Genomic DNA, 17,296 nt, shown 5'->3' with positions numbered 1-17,296 from the left:
AAAATTGTTCGACTAAGGTAATTTATAACTATAGAGCTGTAAAAATCAATACCAAATAAATATATTGATACTTATTCCATAGTATTATTAGGTATTACCATATTCCAAGTAAATGCTGCATTATCAAAGTAGTTATAGTTATACCAATCCAGCAAGTCATACCAAGCATAATGGACTTACCGCCATTTTTAACAAGTTTTACTATATTTGTATTAAGACCTATAGCCACCATAGCCATTATGATAAAAAACTTCGATAATTCTTTGAAAGGCTTAAACGCAGCTATGGATACGCCCATGTCTATAGCTACGGTCGTAACAATGCTTGCCAATACAAAAAACAAGATAAAAAACGGAAAAATCTTTTTTATTGAAAAATTACCATCTTCATTTATTTTTGATTGCTTTGTCTTTAAGTAAGCCAAAGCCAACGTAATCGGTATAATAGCTAAAGTCCTTGTCAATTTTACAGTTACAGCCTTATCAAGTGTCTGACTTCCTAAATTATATATTGCGTCCCATGTAGAGGCTGCTGCAGTTACAGAAGAAGTATCGTTTACGGCAGTGCCTGCAAAAATCCCAAATGCCTCACCTGATGTTGTATCAAAGCCTAAAAAAGCTCCTAAGCTTGGAAATAGTAAAGCAGCTAAAACATTAAAAAAGAAAATAACTGAAATCGCTCCGGCTACCTCTTCCTCGTCCGCATCAATAACAGGTGCTGTTGCAGCAATCGCAGAGCCACCACATATCGCAGAACCTACACCGATTAAAGTTGCAATATTTGATTTAATGTTTAAAAATTTATTTGCAAATAATGCTATGATAAGAGATATTGAAATAGTAAGTAAAATTATAGGTAATGATTGCTTACCGGTATTCATAACTACATTCAAATTCATACCAAACCCTAAAAGTATGACAGCGTATTGCAGAATTTTTTTTGAAGTAAATTTTATACCACATTCAAAAGGTGCTTTGTTTTTTATAAATGTATTTAAAATCATACCAAATAATATAGCGATAACAGGACCGCCTATAACAGGAAATTTTTTACCCAAGATATCACAAGGTATTGATAATAAAATACATAAAATAATTCCTCTATAATTTTTGTTAATAAATGACATTCTAGCCTCCGTTTAATATTTTTAATTACGATTTATGTATTATACCATCTATGTAACATAAAATAAAATTATAATTATTGATGTATACATAAAAATTTGTTATGATAATAGACACAAATTCACATATAAAAATATATAATAAGGAAGCAGTGATGTTAGATTTTAGAATAAATACTTTTTTGACAGTTTGTGAATATATGAATTTTACAGCAGCGTCTGAAAAGCTAAACCTATCACAACCGGCAGTATCTCAGCACATAAAATATTTAGAAGATTGCTATAATACAAAGCTTTTTTATAGAGATAAGAAAAATATTCACTTAACAAGTTCGGGAGAAATATTATTTTCAGCCTTTAAAACCGTTAGCAATGATGAAATCAAGTTAAAAAATATGTTAAATGAGTCGAAAAAGCAAAAAACAAAAATAGCCTTTGGAGTAACAAAGACTATCGGAGAATATATGGTATTCCCATCGCTAACTGAGTATATAAGAGGCAATAAATCCACCAATTTTAATATACACTATAAAAACACTAAAACTTTATTGGAGTATTTAGATAATGGAATTATAGATTTTGCTATAGTCGAAGGATGTTTGAATGATAAAAAATATAGTATAAATCCTTTAAAATCCGAAGATTATATAGGTGTATGCTCTTCAAAGCACAAATTTAGTAAAAAAATTAATTCGATTATAGATATACTTGATGAAAGGCTGATAATAAGAGAGGAAGGCTCAGGTACATTAAGCATATTGGTAAATCTATTATCAATGCAAAACATTTCAATCAAAGATTTTTCAAATCTGATACAAGTAGACAATATGCGTATGATTGTAGAGCTTGTAAAAAATGATTGCGGAATATCTTTTTTATATAAGTCGGCGGTTAATGAGGAAATCGAAAAAGGTACATTGGTGGAATTGCCCTTAAAAGATTTTAAAATACGACACGATTTTACATTTGTTTATAATAAAAAAAGTGTATTTTCAAAGCAAATGGAAGAGCTTTACAATATTATGAAAAATTTTTGAAATAATTATTTGTCAAAAGGATTGTAGACGTGAGCCACGTTTTTAAGCACTAATACATATACCAAGGTAGCAATAACTATATTTAATCCACCTTGGATAGCATTAAACGGTATATTTGCCAATGCTCCTTTGCCAAGTCCCAGTAAGACACTTTCATACAAATAATATCCGCACACCATGAAGGCTTGCGCACAAAGTGCAGATAGTATAAAGCCTATATTTGAAATAGATTTAAACTTGTTCGTAGGATTTTTTTGGACTGATAAAATTATTACAACCATAAACCCTTTTATTATAAATGTAGCAGGTGCATACATTCCATATCCACTTGATAAATCACAAAGCATTGCCCCTATAGCACTGGCAGCTACTGCCCATGGCCCGCCAAGTATGTTTGCAGACAATATTATTATGCAGTCACCTAAGTTTATATTGCCTATTGGAGGTGTCGGTATTGAAAGCCAAGTCGCCACATAGACTAATGCACAAAAAACTGCACTTAAAACCATTTTTCTAGTATTATTATTTTCCATAGATAAGTCCTTTGCTGTTTAAATTTGTAAAGTCTGAGGTGTTTAATCTCAGACTTTTTTCATTACTATTTAAATAATTTTATAATTGAAAACGGGAAACCTCATTTTGTAAGTCTACTGCAATCTGTGCCAAATTTTCACTTGCTAAGGACATATCTGAAATAGCCTGTACCTGAGTATCTACTGATGCACTTGCTTGCTGAGTTGTCGCAGCATTTTCTTGAGCTATTGCGGATAGATTTTCTATTACGCTGGTAACTGTGCTGTTTTCTTTTTCGATTTTCTTCGATGAAGAGTTTAATTCCAACACAACAGCCCTGCTTTGGTCAACTGAGTTTGCAATTTCTTCAAACTTTTTAGCTGTTTCTCCTATTTTTTCTGTCTGCTTGCTTACTATTTGCCCTACTGCTGTCATATTTTCTACTGCTCTTTCAGATTTTGCTTTTAGGTTATCAATAGTTTTTCTAATATCTTCGGTAAATCCTGCGGACTGCTCTGCAAGCTTTCTTATTTCCTCTGCTACTACTGCAAAGCCTTTACCTGCCTCACCTGCTCTTGCTGCCTCTATGGCTGCGTTTAGTGCTAGTAGGTTTGTTTGGTCAGATATGGATTGTATCATTTCACTGGCTTTTGATATTTCTTCAGCTGACACGCTTGTTTGAGAAACTATGTCTGATACTTCTACCGCTGCGTCTGAGCTTTGTTTTGTTATTTCAACCAGCTCTTTAATTATTACTGTGCCTTCATCTTTTTTTACAGTGATTACATCTGTCGCTGATGATAATTTTGTCAATATATCCATCATTTTATTAAGCTCTTCATTTGTTTTTTCTACTGCTATTGCAGCATTTTGTGTATCTTGTGCCTGAGATGTAGCTCCTTGTGCTATGTTTGATACGGCACTGGCTACTTCATTAGCCGATGATGCTGTGTTTTGTGCTGTTGCTGTAAGCTCTTGTGAGGTTGCTGCTGTTGTTTGTGAATTTTGAGAAATGTCAGTCACTATTTGCTTTAGGTTATCTACTGTCATGCAAAGTGAGCCTACTATACCTGATATTTCGTCTTTATTTTTTAAGTAACGGTCAGCCTCTTTGCCGTCTTGTTTCAGATTTAGGTCATAGTGTGCAACTTTATTTATTATTTTTTCGATTATTCCAAGTGGAGCAGAGATATACTTTCTAACGATAAATATTGTTATTCCGGCAATCAATATCATGGTCAAAATATATGCAAGCACTGAAATTAATGTTACTTTTCTAGCTGAAGATATTATTGCTCTTAGGCTACCTGTAGAGTCCAAAATGCAGATTTGATTTGAATTTTTAATATGTATCGGTGTAATTATATCTATTGCGTTTGATTTTAATGACTCTGAATATATTTTTTCTTCTACTGTTTCTCCGGCTATTACTCTAGCATAAATATCCTTCATGTTAGGTGCTAAATCAAATACGTTTTTCATTATAAGGCTTTCATCATTATCGTAGGCAAGTATCGTACCGTCTTGTGCTAAAATAGTCCTTGAGCCTTCAAAGCCTTCTTTAATAGCCAGCAATTTATCTTGTAGGCTGCTCAAATCCACATCGACTAAGCTAAAGCCTACGTTATTTCCGTCTATTATTATTGGTGCTACATAAGAGGTCATAAGTTTATTGGTAAACTCATCTAGGTATGTTTGTGTAAATATCGGCTCTTTTGTTTCCATTGAAGCTGTATACCATAAATCTGTAGCTCCCTCTACACTGCCTATTTCTCTTTCAAGCCCTTCACCTTCTGAGTCGTTTTGCACATAGATGGCAAACTGTCCTTTTCCCATTTGAGCCTCAGGTGAGCCTGACGGGTCTGCTAAGTTATTCATAACTGCTCTGTCAATATATATGCCCATGCCTTGAATATTTTTATTTGAATTAGCTATGGCTAATAAAGTTTGCTCCAATGTCCTAATAGATTTTTGGTCATCAGGCAATTGTAGCTGTTGATTAAAAGCCTCTCTTAATGAAATCCCTGCAACAGCTACTTGGTCAAAGTACGCCTCAATATCCCTTGCTATGGCATCATTTTGTTTTTGTATTGTAAGTGCCGCATTATCCACTGCCCCATTGTAAAGAACCCTTGCATTATAAAATGCAATCAACGGAAAAACTATTAGCAAGGTCACGTTTATGATTGCTGCTATTTTAAATGCTAATCTTTGAGTCAGCTTTCTTTTTCCATTTGTAAGCTTTGAAGTTTTTTCTTGATTTGTATCTATTAAAATATCATTTTTTTCCATGCTATCACCTTTAAGTAAAATAATAATATATATTTAATATAATAACTATAAAATCAAAAAAAGTAAACAATAATGTTTAAAGATTATCGTTTACTTTTGTTTTCTTAGTTTTTGTCATTTATTTTATCGTGGAATATCCACTTTTTTTCCAGTCCGTCAACTATTCTTCTCTCAGGCTTAGAGGTTCGCTTGGCTTTATATATTTGCTTTTCATTTAATCTTTCTTGGTCTGTTTCATTTATTGACAAGTCAATTATTCTTGATGCCTCAACCTTTGTCGCTATAGCAATTTCTTTTTTTCTGTCTACCAATTTTTTGTGTGCAGTTGTGATGTCTTGACTAAAATATGTCCTCCTAAGTGTAGCATTTAATACTCCGCCTAAAAGTAATATGCTGGCTGAAATGTTCATCCACAATAATGTTACTATAACGCCTCCTATGCTCCCGTAGGTTTTGTTATAATTTGCAAAATTATTTATATATAGGCTAAATAAAAATGATGCTAATAACCAAACCACTGTTGAAAAAACAGCTCCCGGTAGTGAATATTTTATGCTATGTGGTTGTGCTGTTTCATAGTTTGGAGAAAATCTATAAAGCATTGTAAAAACCAAAACCAGTAACAGTACAATTATTACATATTTTACTATATTGATAAGCTTGATAGTATCAAAATCCAATCCCAAAAAATTGGCTAGGGCGTCATTTATATAGCCTGCAAAGAGCATTAACACTATACTGACTATGATTGCTGTAAATACAAAGGCTGTCAATGCAACTGCAATTAGATTTATCTTTATAAAGCCTCTGGTTTCCTCCAGCTCATACGCCTCATTAATCGATTGTATTATGCTAAGTATCCCTCTTGATGCTGACCAAACGCCTAATAGTATAGAAAATATAAGCAAAAATCCGCTACTATTTTTATTGATATCATTTATAACTCCTAAAACCATTTCAGATGCCTGAGTAGGTAAAGCTGAGGCGATGTTATCTAATATTAACTGATTGTTTAGTCCTGTAAAGCTGGCTATATTTAAAAGGGTGATTATAAATGGAAATATAGCAAATATCAAAAAATATGATATTTTGGCAGCATTTGAAGATACATCACCCTCAGTATATGCAGTCTTAAAATCTTTTATAAACTGTTTTTTCTTATCCATACTTATATCCTTGTTTTCTAATTTTTATTTTTTAACCTAGTTTATAAATATCCTCAGTACAGATAAATAAACACCATATAAATAACAAATGCAGGTTTATCACAATGATAGCCTGCATTTTATATTGCAAAATAATTTGCGATATTTATCTTCTGTTGCCAAATATTCCTCTTATTATCTGTCTGCCCACTTCTCGTCCTATGCTGGACATGACATTCTTGGTAAATCTATCTATGCCGGAGTCAGTTCTCCTAGAAACAGCTTGTGATTTTTTAGAAGATTTTTTCTCATTTAACAATTCTTGTTGCTCTGACTTTTTCATATCTGATATTTTTTCATAGGCTGAGTAGTTATCCTTTGCCATTAAATATTTTTCATTTAAGCTTGAATTATTAATTTTGTATTGTAAATCGGATATATCCACATTTTCAAAGCTACTTTGTGGCGGTCTTATGGTAATTTTTTGTGCAAAGGTTGGTATGCCCTCATCATTCAAGGTAGATACTACCGCCTCGCCTACACCTAGGTTAGTGATTAGCTGCTTGATTTTTTCTTCATCGTCACTTCTAAGACTTTGGGCGATGCTTTTTACTGCTTTAAGCTCTTTTGGACTAAAGGCTCTAAGTCCATGCTGAATTCTAGTGCCTAGCTGAGAGGATATGGCATCGGGTATATCTGTTGGATTTTGAGTTACAAAAAATATTCCTACTCCTTTTGAGCGGATTAGTCTTACAATCAGCTCTATTTTTTCCAGCAGTGCCGGCGAATTATTTTTAAATAATGTATGTGCTTCATCAAAGAAAAATACTATCTTTGGCTTGTCTAAATCACCCACCTCAGGTAAATTTTCATATAGCTCAGATAATAGCCAAAACAAAAATGTAGCATACAAGCCTTGGTTTTGAAACGGCTTTGTTGCATTAAGAATATTTATAATCCCGTTGGAATTTTCGTCTTGATTAAAAAAATCTCTTATGTCAAAGGACGGCTCTCCAAAAAAGTTGTTTGCTCCTTGCTCTTCTAGCACTAGTAAACTTCTTAATATTGCTCCTGTTGACTGAGTGCTTATGTTACCGTAGGTGCTTGTGTATTCAGCTTTATGCTCTACTACATAATTTAGCATAGCTCTTAAATCTTTTAAATCCTCAAGTAGCATACCGTTATCGTCAGCTATTTTAAATGTGATGTTTAATATACCGCTTTGAACATCATTAAGTCCAAGTAGCTTTGATATCATAACCGGTCCCATGTCGGATATGCTGGCTCTAATTGGTACTCCAGCTTTTCCTAGTACATCAAAAAACTCTGCATTAAATCCCTTAGGCTCAAAGTTTTCTATCCCGACATTTTTAGCACGTTCTATTATTTTTTCGTTTGCTTGTCCAGCCTGAATCAGGTTTGATAAATCGCCTTTTATATCTGATAAAAATACAGGTACTCCATTTTGTGCTAGGCTTTCAGACAGTACCTTTAGTGTGACTGTTTTACCTGTACCTGTAGCTCCGGCTATTATTCCGTGTCTGTTTAACATATTTAGATTTATGTAGCAAGGCTGTTCGCCTTTTCCTAATAGGATTTTTTGCATAATATTTCTCCTAATAAACATTTTAATATTTATACATCAATTTATTATACAATTTAATTAAAAATTAAACTAGATATAATGTTTTATACCCAAAAATTTGTCAAAAACTTTTAGAAAGAGGTTTCATTTACCAATTTTTAGGTATATATACAAAAAATAGAATGAAAAGTTAAAAGCTATAATTTATGAAGTGTATTTTGACTTGATTTAATTTTTGTAAATTGAGCAAATTTTAATATTATAAAACTAAGGATTTTGTTATGAAAAAATTACTTTTATTTTTAATGTCCTTAATGCTTGTAATGACTGGATGCACAAAGTCAGATAACACAATAACTTTTTCAGATGCTAAAAAAATGCTTGATAAAAACGCAATGGTTGTGCTTGTAGATGTAAGAAGTCCTGAGGAGTTCAATAAGGGACACTTGAGCGGTGCAATAAATGTTCCTGTAAAAAACATATCCTTTATTAATGAAAACTACGAAAAGGATGACGAAATCGTAGTTTATTGTAAAACCGGAGCAAGAGCCTCAAATGCAGTCGATGGTCTGAATAAATTCGGCTTTAAGTATGTATACAATGCAGGCGGGTTATCTGACTACAATGATGAATTTGGAGAACTGGTTATACGATGATGTAATTAAAGCTGATAAATTTAAGTAAATCTGTATTTCACAAAAGATATGGTGCAAAAACCATATCTTTTCATATATAAAATTATTTTAAGTAGCTTATAAGTGCTATATCCCGTATCTTAGACAATATTTATTTATACATCACAATATTTTTATTATAATTTTGATTGTTTGCCAACTCAGCGTGTGGGTATCTTAAATGATTGTAATGTATGTTCTTTACAATAATGCTATCATTTATTTTTTAGCAATTATAGCGTAGTAAACCGAAGGGAGTTTTTATGAGTTTTGTAAAAGAATTTAAAGAATTTGCAATGAAGGGCAATGTTGTTGACATGGCTGTCGGTGTTATCATAGGTGGAGCATTTGGTAAGATTGTCACATCTTTGGTAAACGATATAATCATGCCTTTGATTTCTGTAATAACCGGTGGGGTTAACTTTAAGGAGCTTAAATATGTGATATCTCCTGCCATACCGGAAAAAGAGATTGCAGAGGTTGCAGTTAATTATGGGAATTTTATCCAAAATGTCTTTGATTTTCTAATAATAGCTCTTTGCATTTTTACAATGATAAAGGCTATGAATTCTCTTAAAAAGACTAAGCAAGAGGAAGTCGCAGAGGATACTCCATCTAATGAAGAGCTGTTACTTACTGAAATTAGAGATTTATTAAAAAATAAATAGTATCAAAATTCAAAAAACTTTAGGTCAACTTCACCTAAGGTTTTTTATGTATATTGTAAAAGTTTAGTTAATACAGTTGATTTTTTTACCAATAATTAGTTATACTTTAATAAAAGATAACAATTTGTTTTTACTCTAATTATTTGTAAAAATGGAGCAAATATGCAAAGAAATCATAAAATAGATTTTATCAAAGCAATTGCCATTATATATGTAGTTTTTATACACTCTATTGCACCTATTATTGATAAATATCCAATTGCAAGTCCTGATTGGAATATATTGTTAATTTACAGAACTATCGTATCTCCGTCTGTCCCCTTATTTTTTATGTGCAGTGGGGTATTACTTTTTGATGAGAATAAAAACATCACTGTTGAAAGTATTTTTAAAAAATATTTGCCAAGGATACTAATCGCCCTGTTTTTTTGGTCTGCAATTTATGAGGTTCAAAATCTTTACCTATTACATAATCAGCCCAGCGTCATAAAAAAAACTGCAATTGAAAAAGCTATACAAAATTTAATATTTTTTAGGCACAACCATCAAATGTATTATTTACATATAATGATTTTGTATTATCTTTTGACACCTATAGCCAAGGTATTTTTAGACCACGCTAAGATAAGTGAAATCAAATTATTTTTAGTTATTTGGGCAATATTTGGTATATGTCTACCTACATTTTCTAGAATAACTTTCTTAAAGGAATATGCAGGTTTTACAAAATATGTATATATGCCCATGGGTTATGCGGCTGTAGGCTACGGCATATTAGGGCATTACATTTCTCAAAAAAGTAAAACAAAATCTATTAACAAAGCCTCAGCCTTACTATCTGTATTAGCCGGCTTTTTATTAGCCTTAATTATGACAAAAAGACTTAGTATGGAGCAAAATCAAGTAATCATAACTTTTTGGGGTGGAATGTCATTTAGCGTACTACTAATTTCTAAAGGTTTTTTTGAGCTGGTTTATAGCCTTGACCTAAAGCTATTTGGATTAAAGTTTTTTGAAAAAATTTCTCTTGCGTCATTTAGCATATTTTTAACCCATGATATTTTTTTGAAATTTGCAAAATTTTATAGCTTTAATTTAAATAATTTTTCTATGAATATCCTCTATAGCCTGCCATTATTTACTTTTATCGTAGTCTTACTAAGCTATATATTATATTTGATTTTGAAATTTATTCCGATAGTTAATAAATATTTGATATAATAGCCAAAAAAATAAGTCCACAAGTTGCGGACTTATTTTTTTGGTTATTATATTTTATATACTTGAGAGTATAGCTTTTATACAACAACTATTTAGTTTTTGCGTCTTTTTTCATATATGATGGCATAAATGGGTCCTTTTGCACTTTTCCATCATTTTTAGCTACATATGTCATTAATTCGCTGTAAATATTTGTTGCTATATCAAAGGTTTCTTTAGATGTTTTTTCAGATATTTCTGTAGCATATTTTGCTGCTGCGTCTTTTCCTTTTTCCTTGTATACTTTTACAAGCTCTGCATCGACAGCTTTCTGATTAGCAATTAATTTATTTTCGTAATCGCTCCAATAAGCTCTTACATTTTTACCAAATTTTGCTCTGTCTTGTGCACTTAGTACGTTAATTCCTCTCATTAGCCAGTAGAATGAATTTTGGTCAAACTGTTGAGCGTCATTTGTATATTGTTCAATTGTGCTATTTATGTTGCCAAAAAATGGTAGATATACTGAATGTTCAGCATTTGCAATAGCAAGCCACATTACTCCGCCTACTTCCTTTGGTAGGTCTTTTTTCATTTGGATTACATGACATTCCATAGATGTTGTTGCACCTATTGCTCTTACTTTACTATTTTCAGGCAAATTTGCATTTTTTGCAGTGTCTTCATATCTATAGCGTTGTAATTCCATAACGTCTTTTACAGATATTTTTTTGTCAGCTTTTCTGAATAATTCAAATACAGGTTTGTTGTAGTCTACTTTGTTAGAAGGTGATAATTTATTTTGTCCGCCCCAAACACGCACTCTGTCATAATCTCCCATTTCTTCGCCATAGGTTAACGCTGCATGAAATTTGCCATCGTTTTGTTTTAAAAATCCTTTTTGTTGAGGTAGGTTGATTAAATCTTTAGACGCAATTGAGTCCTTGCCTTTTGGGTCAACATATCCAAGCATAAAATGGTTGCCCATTACTGCATACTTATCATCAGGCACTTTTACTGCTGCGTATTGATGTCCTGAATATATTTCCATATACCAAATTTCCTTGTCGTCAGCAAAGTATAAAATATTTCCTTCTGCTGAGCCTTGCTTATCTACTATTGATGCTACTTTTTGTACGCCTTCCTTAGCACTTTTTATATATGGTAATACTACAGTTGTTATAGATGCTTCAGATAAGCCATTTTCTACTAGTGGGTCAAATTTATCTACAAGTTCATTTTCACCGGCAGACACTGTCGCTGACATAGATACACCGTATTCATTAAATCCAACTTCATCATATATGCCTTCTGATTGCTCAGAATCAGCTATAGCAGTATATTTAGCACTTACCTTTGGTAGCTCTATTTCAAAGCCGATTGCATCTTTGAATTTAACAGGAGCTTGATTAACTTTTCTTGGATAAACTTTGAAATTTTTATTTTTTGCTCCGCTTAAATCCTCTGTTCTAGCGATTATCAAGCTACCATCGTCTGTAGCGTTTTTACCTGCTACAAATCCTGTACAAGCGTATGAACCACCGGCTAAAGAAAAGACACACGCCAAGCTTAAAAGAAAACTAGTAATTCTTTTTTTCATCTTATCCTCCATTATATATTTTTGTAACATAATTAAAATAAATTTAATTTGAAAAAATATTTGTGCAAATATTTTGATAATAGTATCACCAAATTTCATATATACACTAAAAGATTAAATTTAATTTATTAGTACAGTATTATAACCTCTTTTTATAAAAAAACAACCCCATTTTTAGGAGTTGTTTTTCTATTTAATTTTATAGAGCCATGCCTGCTACACAAAGTATTATTACTGAGGCTGCAAATATTACAAGCAGAGGTACTCTCATAAATTTAAGCCATGTTGAATACTCTACCTTTGCAACCTGTAAACCACCCATAACTACACCACTTGTAGGAGTGATTAAGTTTACTATACCTGAGCCTGCACAGAATATTATTATCATTAATTCAGGACTAAATCCTAATTTGGCAGCCAAGCCACCCATAACTGGCATAGAAACTGTTGCAAGACCTGATGTAGATGGGATTAAGAATGATAATAGTATATAAAGTATATATGAACCTATTACAAATACTACAGGGTTTGCTCCTTGTAGTGCAATAGATGCTCTGTCAAGTATAAGTGCATCTATGTGAGTGATTTGCATAAGCATTGAAACACCCCTAGATACAACTATGATTAATACAACTGAAAGCATATCAGCAGAGCCTGCTATAAATGTGTCAACTGTTTCTTTTTCGCTAAAGCCGGCAATTAATGCCATTACGATTGAGAATAAGAAGAACCACATAGCTAAATCGCCAAAGTACCAGTCACCAAACTGCATACCAGTAAGTAATGATGTCCAGCCATCAAATACATGAACCCCATCTGCTCCAAATGAATACCAAGGCATCAATGATATTATCATTATTACGAATACAAACGCAAATATTGTAAGTATTAATTTGTGTTTAGGAGTAAATTCTAATTTTTCTGTTCCCTTATCTGAGAAGTTATCTACCATATCTTGTTGTTCTTGTAATGATAAAATAGTAGAGCCCTTATCATGTTTTACTTTTAAAGCATATTTAAACACAAAGAACATACAAATAGCTGTAGTTACTAACCAAAGAGCTGCACCAAGACCAATGATTATTGTTTGGTTAACTTCGATACCTTTTGCTACTAATGCGTCAGCAGCAACACCTACTGCAAATGGGTTAATGGTAGAACCTAAAACCCCTGCACCAGCTCCAAGTAAGATGGTTGCAGATGCAACTATTGTATCAAATCCGGCAGATACCATTGCCATACTCATAAGTCCATAAAAAGCTATAGTTTCTTCTGCCATACCATAAGTAGTACCACCAACAGAGAATAAGAACATTAATATGCCGATAAGTACCAATTCACTGCCCTTCATTTTTGTTACTAAGTGATTGATACCTGCTTCAAGAGCACCGGTTTTAGTAACTATTCCAAGATATCCGCCAAGTATAAGTACGAATATTGAAATGTCTATTGCATCATTAAAACCAAGGTATGGTGACATTACTAAATCTGATAATTTAGCGGCTATAGTTTCAGTTACCGGTTCTTCAGCACCTTTGTAAAGTGTTGGTTCAAATGTAAGACCGGCAGTGAATTTGGAAATAATATAAATAACAATAAGGATTAAAAACAATATACTGAAAGCCGAAAGTGAGGATTTCTTTTTTTTGTTTGTTGCAGGAGCTTTTTGAGTATCAACTACATTTTTGTTATTTTCTTCCATTTTTAAGTTCCTCCTTTGTAAGGATTATAGTAAAAATATGTGTACACAAATATCGGTTAATTAAAATTCCTCAACCAATCTTAAATAAACCTTTATTTAAGTTAAAGTATAACATACTTTTTCTATAAATGCTATGTAAGACTTAAGTTGTAGTGATATACAATTTAAGTCATACTGTGATTTTGCCATCAATTATTTTTTTATTATTGTACCTGTAGCTCCATCAAGAGCATCTTTTGCTTTTTCAAGAGAAGTTATTATTGCCTCAGCACCGGCAGGTGCATTTTTGATAAATTCCATACACGCTTCTACCTTTGGTAGCATTGAGCCTTTGGCAAATTGTCCTTCTTCTATATATTTTTGAGCCTCTTGTAGTGTAAGAGTATCAAGAGCTTTTTGGTCAGGCTTGTTAAAGTTTACAAATACTTTTTCAACTGCTGTTAATATTACAAGCTTATCAGCTTTAATATCTGTTGCAAGCTTTGCACTTGAACGGTCTTTATCTATAACAGCAGGTACACCTTTAAGTCCTCCAGCAGTTTCAACTACTGGTATTCCTCCGCCACCGACTGTTATGACTAATGTACCATTTGCGGCTAATTGTTCGATAACCTTTGCCTCAACTATTTTTTGAGGGATAGGAGATGCTACAACTCTTCTGTAACCTCTTCCTGCATCTTCTACGAATGTATATCCTTTTTCTTTTTGGATTTTTTCTGCATCCTCTTTGCTGTAAAAAGCTCCAATAGGTTTAGAAAGATTTGTAAACGCTTTGTCGTGTTCGTCTACAACTACCTGTGTAACTATAGACACTACTTGTTTGTCGATGCCTGCTTTTTTAAGCTCATCACCAATTGCTTGTTGTAAATGATAGCCTATATAACCTTGGCTCATAGCTCCACATTCAGGAAATGGCATAGATGGGGTGTTTGCTCCGTTATTTGCAGCAAACTCCATTGCTAGGTTTATCATTCCTACTTGTGGTCCATTTCCATGACCAATCATTATTTGATGACCTTGCTTAGCTAAATCGACTATTGATTTCGCTGTATTTTTTACTAACTGTAATTGTTCTTCAGGTGTGTTGCCAAGAGCATTACCACCTAAGGCTATAACTATTTTTGACATTAACTCCTCCGATGTTATTTTAATGTAGCATACATAACAGCTTTGATTGTGTGCATTCTGTTTTCTGCTTCATCAAATACTTTTGACTGTTTTGATTCAAATACTTCGTCTGCAACTTCCATTTCTGTAACACCAAATTTTTTAGCTATGTCTTCGCCTATTGTAGTCTGAGTGTCATGGAAAGAAGGTAGGCAGTGTAGGAATATAGATGTTTCTCCAGCCATCTTCATTACTTCTTTTGTTACTCTGTATTTTTCAAGCAATTTTATTCTTTCTGTCCATACTGAGTCAGGTTCTCCCATGGATACCCATATATCTGTATAGATAACATCTGCACCTGTAGCACCTTCTTTAACATCATCAGTTAAAGTTATTGTGCATCTGTTTTCTTCTGCAATTTTTCTGCAGGTTTGAACTAGCTCGTCTTTTGGCATCAATTCCTTTGGTCCGCAAGCTCTGAAGTTTATACCTAATTTAGCACAAACAACCATTAAAGAGTTTGCAACGTTGTTTCTTGCATCGCCCATGAATGTAAGTGTTCTGCCTCTAACGTCACCAAATTCTTCTTTCATTGTAAGTATATCTGCAAGCATTTGAGTTGGGTGGAAGTCATCAGTAAGTCCATTCCATACTGGTACTCCAGCTTTTTCAGCTATTTCTTCTACTAGTGGTTGGCTGAAACCTCTGTATTCTATACCGTCATAAAATCTGCCAAGCACTCTTGCTGTATCTTCTATAGACTCTTTTTTGCCCATCTGTGAGCTACCTGGGTCAAGATAAGTTACTCCCATACCTAGGTCATAGCCTGCTACTTCAAAAGAGCAACGTGTTCTTGTAGATGTTTTTTCAAATAATAGAACTATATTTTTTCCTTCAAGATATCTGTGAGGTGTTCTTGTTAATTTTAATTTTTTAAGTTGTGCTGATAAATCTAAAAGATATTCTATTTCAGCTGTTGAAAAATCTAATAGTTTTAAAAAGCTTCTTCCTTGTAAATTTATTGGCATATATTTTCTCCCTTTTTAATTATATAGGTCTATATTATTTACTAATAGCGTTTGGCATAAATCGATACACCAAACGCTATTAGTAAAAACTTTTATCAAATTACTAATAAAATTAGTCTTCTCTTACTAAAGGCATACTCATGCAACGTGGGCCGCCTCTACCTCTTGACAATTCGGCAGATGGCATTTCAAGTACATTAAGTCCTTTTTTACGAAGAACTGCGTTAGTCACATCGTTTCTTTCGTAAACTACAATAGTTCCTGGTCTTATGCAAAGTGTATTTGAGCCGTCATTCCACTGTTCTCTTTCTGCTACTATCTTGTCTCCGCCACCGCAAAGAATTAATTCTACCTTTGGAAGTCCTAGATATTTAGCTAAGATGTGATCTAATTCATCAGTTAGAGGAGTGATTTTTATATCATCACTGCCTTTTGTGATTTCAAATACTTTAAGTGGTCCAAGAATATTTGGATGTACTGTGAATTTATCAACGTCTATTTGAGTAAATACTGTGTCAAGGTGCATAAATGCTCTTGATACCGGTATATCAAATGCTAATATTGTTTCGATTTTGCAGTTAGATTTGAAGAAGATGTTTCTAGCAAGTAGCTCTATTGCATCAGGTTCTGTTCTTTGAGATATACCAACTGCTAGTACTTTATCGTTAAGGTTAAGCACGTCTCCACCTTCTGTATGGAAGTCGTTCTTTCTGTCATAAAGCATTTCAACTTTACCCTTGTATTCTGGGTGATAATTGAAGATGTAAGATGCGTATATAGTTTCTCTGTTACGAGTAACTGAATACATTCTGTTTAGCACTACACCATCACCAACAGATGCAAACGGGTCTCTTGTGAAGTAAAGGTTAGGCATTGGAGCTACTATCATTTTACTAGACTCAGATACATAGTCTATCAAAGATTTGTTGCCGTTTTGTACTTCGTTAAGGTTTACACCCTCCATAGTTTTAAGCACTAATTCTTTATCGTCTTTAATAGCATTAAGATAATCATATATTAGGTTTGTATATTTTTCTGTAGCTATTCCGGCTTCTTCTATGAACTGTTTTAAGAATTGCTCTCTAAGTCCTGGATTAGCTTTTAGTGTTTCAGCCATTAAATCTTCAAGATATACAACTTCTACACCTTCATCTTTTAATATTTTTGCAAATGCGTCATGCTCTTGTTGAGCTACCTTTAAGAATGGGATATCATCAAAAAGTAGTTCCTGTAAAGTGTCTGGAGTAAGATTTAGTAATTCATTTCCTGGTCTGTGAAGTAAAACTTTTTTCAAAGGTTTAATTTCACTAGTTACGTTAATAACTGACATTTACAACCTCCTAAGTTAAAATTGTGAGACAAATATTCATAATTTTAAAGCATTGTTTAAAATTATTATGTCTGTTAGTAGACACATAGATTATTTTAAAAAAACGTTTTTCAAAACACCAAAAAATATATTTTGTGATAAGAATATATTTCCTTGTTGCAAAATAATAATATAACAAATAAAAATAAAATGAGTGAAAAAAAAACGTTATTTTTTTGTAAAAATAGTTTAATTTTTCACTCATTTATTTTTAAATTGTTTTATATTCTTATAAAGTTATGCAATTCCAATA

At 32.7% G+C, this 17,296-nt stretch carries 14 protein-coding genes; 4 read left to right on the top strand and 10 right to left on the bottom strand.

Translation table 11 applies throughout. The features are described 5' to 3' along the window. Nucleotides 1-94: 94 nt before the first annotated feature. Nucleotides 95-1,126 carry a YeiH family protein gene (locus tag BBG48_RS03200; protein WP_068912686.1) on the bottom strand — a complete coding sequence of 344 codons (1,032 nt, stop codon included), beginning with the start codon at nt 1,124-1,126 and terminating at the stop codon, nt 95-97. Nucleotides 1,127-1,278: 152 nt separating this feature from the next. On the opposite strand from BBG48_RS03200, the gene BBG48_RS03195 reads away from it, so the two are divergent. Continuing rightward, nucleotides 1,279-2,160, top strand: a complete 882-nt coding sequence (locus BBG48_RS03195) for a LysR family transcriptional regulator (RefSeq protein WP_068912684.1) — start codon at nt 1,279-1,281, stop codon at nt 2,158-2,160. A gap of 5 nt (nt 2,161-2,165) precedes the next feature. On the opposite strand, the gene BBG48_RS03190 is transcribed toward BBG48_RS03195, so the two are convergent. From BBG48_RS03190 to BBG48_RS03175, 4 genes are all read right to left on the bottom strand, one after another. Continuing rightward, nucleotides 2,166-2,693, bottom strand: a complete 528-nt coding sequence (locus BBG48_RS03190; RefSeq protein ID WP_068912683.1) for an ECF transporter S component — start codon at nt 2,691-2,693, stop codon at nt 2,166-2,168. Nucleotides 2,694-2,772: 79 nt separating this feature from the next. Beyond that, nucleotides 2,773-4,965 (bottom strand): methyl-accepting chemotaxis protein, encoded by a 2,193-nt coding sequence (locus BBG48_RS03185; RefSeq protein ID WP_094754396.1) that lies wholly within the window; start codon nt 4,963-4,965, stop codon nt 2,773-2,775. Nucleotides 4,966-5,069: 104 nt separating this feature from the next. Further along, complete coding sequence (locus tag BBG48_RS03180; protein WP_068912682.1) at nt 5,070-6,131, bottom strand: YihY/virulence factor BrkB family protein; 1,062 nt, start codon at nt 6,129-6,131, stop codon at nt 5,070-5,072. A 145-nt stretch (nt 6,132-6,276) separates the two neighbouring features. Next, nucleotides 6,277-7,716: a helicase HerA-like domain-containing protein gene (locus BBG48_RS03175; protein ID WP_068912681.1), complete on the bottom strand. Its 1,440-nt coding sequence runs from the start codon at nt 7,714-7,716 to the stop codon at nt 6,277-6,279. A 260-nt stretch (nt 7,717-7,976) separates the two neighbouring features. Here BBG48_RS03175 and BBG48_RS03170 point away from each other — a divergent pair, with 260 nt between their 5' ends. The 3 genes from BBG48_RS03170 to BBG48_RS03160 all read left to right on the top strand — a co-directional run bounded on the left by BBG48_RS03170 (nt 7,977) and on the right by BBG48_RS03160 (nt 10,258). Next, complete coding sequence (locus BBG48_RS03170; protein ID WP_068912679.1) at nt 7,977-8,351, top strand: rhodanese-like domain-containing protein; 375 nt, start codon at nt 7,977-7,979, stop codon at nt 8,349-8,351. A gap of 281 nt (nt 8,352-8,632) precedes the next feature. Next, nucleotides 8,633-9,037 carry a large-conductance mechanosensitive channel protein MscL gene (gene mscL, locus BBG48_RS03165; RefSeq protein WP_068912678.1) on the top strand — a complete coding sequence of 135 codons (405 nt, stop codon included), beginning with the start codon at nt 8,633-8,635 and terminating at the stop codon, nt 9,035-9,037. 162 nt (nt 9,038-9,199) lie between these two features. Next, complete coding sequence (locus BBG48_RS03160) at nt 9,200-10,258, top strand: acyltransferase (protein ID WP_068912677.1); 1,059 nt, start codon at nt 9,200-9,202, stop codon at nt 10,256-10,258. 88 nt (nt 10,259-10,346) lie between these two features. Here the strand turns inward: BBG48_RS03160 and BBG48_RS03155 are convergent, their stop codons facing one another. From BBG48_RS03155 to arcA, 5 genes are all read right to left on the bottom strand, one after another. After that, nucleotides 10,347-11,837: a C69 family dipeptidase gene (locus BBG48_RS03155; RefSeq protein ID WP_068912837.1), complete on the bottom strand. Its 1,491-nt coding sequence runs from the start codon at nt 11,835-11,837 to the stop codon at nt 10,347-10,349. A 199-nt stretch (nt 11,838-12,036) separates the two neighbouring features. Then, entirely contained in the window at nt 12,037-13,539 is a 1,503-nt protein-coding gene (locus BBG48_RS03150; RefSeq protein ID WP_068912675.1) for a YfcC family protein, read from the bottom strand. 192 nt (nt 13,540-13,731) lie between these two features. After that, the gene (gene arcC, locus BBG48_RS03145) at nt 13,732-14,667 is read right to left on the bottom strand and encodes a carbamate kinase (protein WP_068912674.1); all 936 of its coding nucleotides are present in this window, start codon (nt 14,665-14,667) and stop codon (nt 13,732-13,734) included. Nucleotides 14,668-14,681: 14 nt separating this feature from the next. Next, entirely contained in the window at nt 14,682-15,674 is a 993-nt protein-coding gene (gene argF / locus BBG48_RS03140; RefSeq protein WP_068912672.1) for an ornithine carbamoyltransferase, read from the bottom strand. Nucleotides 15,675-15,786: 112 nt separating this feature from the next. After that, nucleotides 15,787-17,004, bottom strand: coding sequence for an arginine deiminase (arcA, locus tag BBG48_RS03135; RefSeq protein WP_068912671.1), 1,218 nt, complete (start codon nt 17,002-17,004; stop codon nt 15,787-15,789). Nucleotides 17,005-17,296 lie beyond the last annotated feature (292 nt).

Source organism: Criibacterium bergeronii (assembly GCF_001693775.2).
GTDB lineage: Bacteria > Bacillota > Clostridia > Peptostreptococcales > Filifactoraceae > Peptoanaerobacter > Peptoanaerobacter bergeronii.
The sequence above is the reverse complement of the archived record's forward strand: the minus strand, read 5'-3'. Positions and strand labels throughout refer to the sequence as shown.

Bases quoted from the DNA above. Each gene is read 5' to 3' on its own strand.
- BBG48_RS03200 (WP_068912686.1), bottom strand. From the start codon at position 1,126: ATGTCATTTATTAACAAAAATTATAGAGGAATTATTTTATGTATTTTA.
- BBG48_RS03195 (WP_068912684.1), top strand. From the start codon at position 1,279: ATGTTAGATTTTAGAATAAATACTTTTTTGACAGTTTGTGAATATATG.
- BBG48_RS03190 (WP_068912683.1), bottom strand. From the start codon at position 2,693: ATGGAAAATAATAATACTAGAAAAATGGTTTTAAGTGCAGTTTTTTGT.
- BBG48_RS03185 (WP_094754396.1), bottom strand. From the start codon at position 4,965: ATGGAAAAAAATGATATTTTAATAGATACAAATCAAGAAAAAACTTCA.
- BBG48_RS03180 (WP_068912682.1), bottom strand. From the start codon at position 6,131: ATGGATAAGAAAAAACAGTTTATAAAAGATTTTAAGACTGCATATACT.
- BBG48_RS03175 (WP_068912681.1), bottom strand. From the start codon at position 7,716: ATGCAAAAAATCCTATTAGGAAAAGGCGAACAGCCTTGCTACATAAAT.
- BBG48_RS03170 (WP_068912679.1), top strand. From the start codon at position 7,977: ATGAAAAAATTACTTTTATTTTTAATGTCCTTAATGCTTGTAATGACT.
- mscL (WP_068912678.1), top strand. From the start codon at position 8,633: ATGAGTTTTGTAAAAGAATTTAAAGAATTTGCAATGAAGGGCAATGTT.
- BBG48_RS03160 (WP_068912677.1), top strand. From the start codon at position 9,200: ATGCAAAGAAATCATAAAATAGATTTTATCAAAGCAATTGCCATTATA.
- BBG48_RS03155 (WP_068912837.1), bottom strand. From the start codon at position 11,837: ATGAAAAAAAGAATTACTAGTTTTCTTTTAAGCTTGGCGTGTGTCTTT.
- BBG48_RS03150 (WP_068912675.1), bottom strand. From the start codon at position 13,539: ATGGAAGAAAATAACAAAAATGTAGTTGATACTCAAAAAGCTCCTGCA.
- arcC (WP_068912674.1), bottom strand. From the start codon at position 14,667: ATGTCAAAAATAGTTATAGCCTTAGGTGGTAATGCTCTTGGCAACACA.
- argF (WP_068912672.1), bottom strand. From the start codon at position 15,674: ATGCCAATAAATTTACAAGGAAGAAGCTTTTTAAAACTATTAGATTTT.
- arcA (WP_068912671.1), bottom strand. From the start codon at position 17,004: ATGTCAGTTATTAACGTAACTAGTGAAATTAAACCTTTGAAAAAAGTT.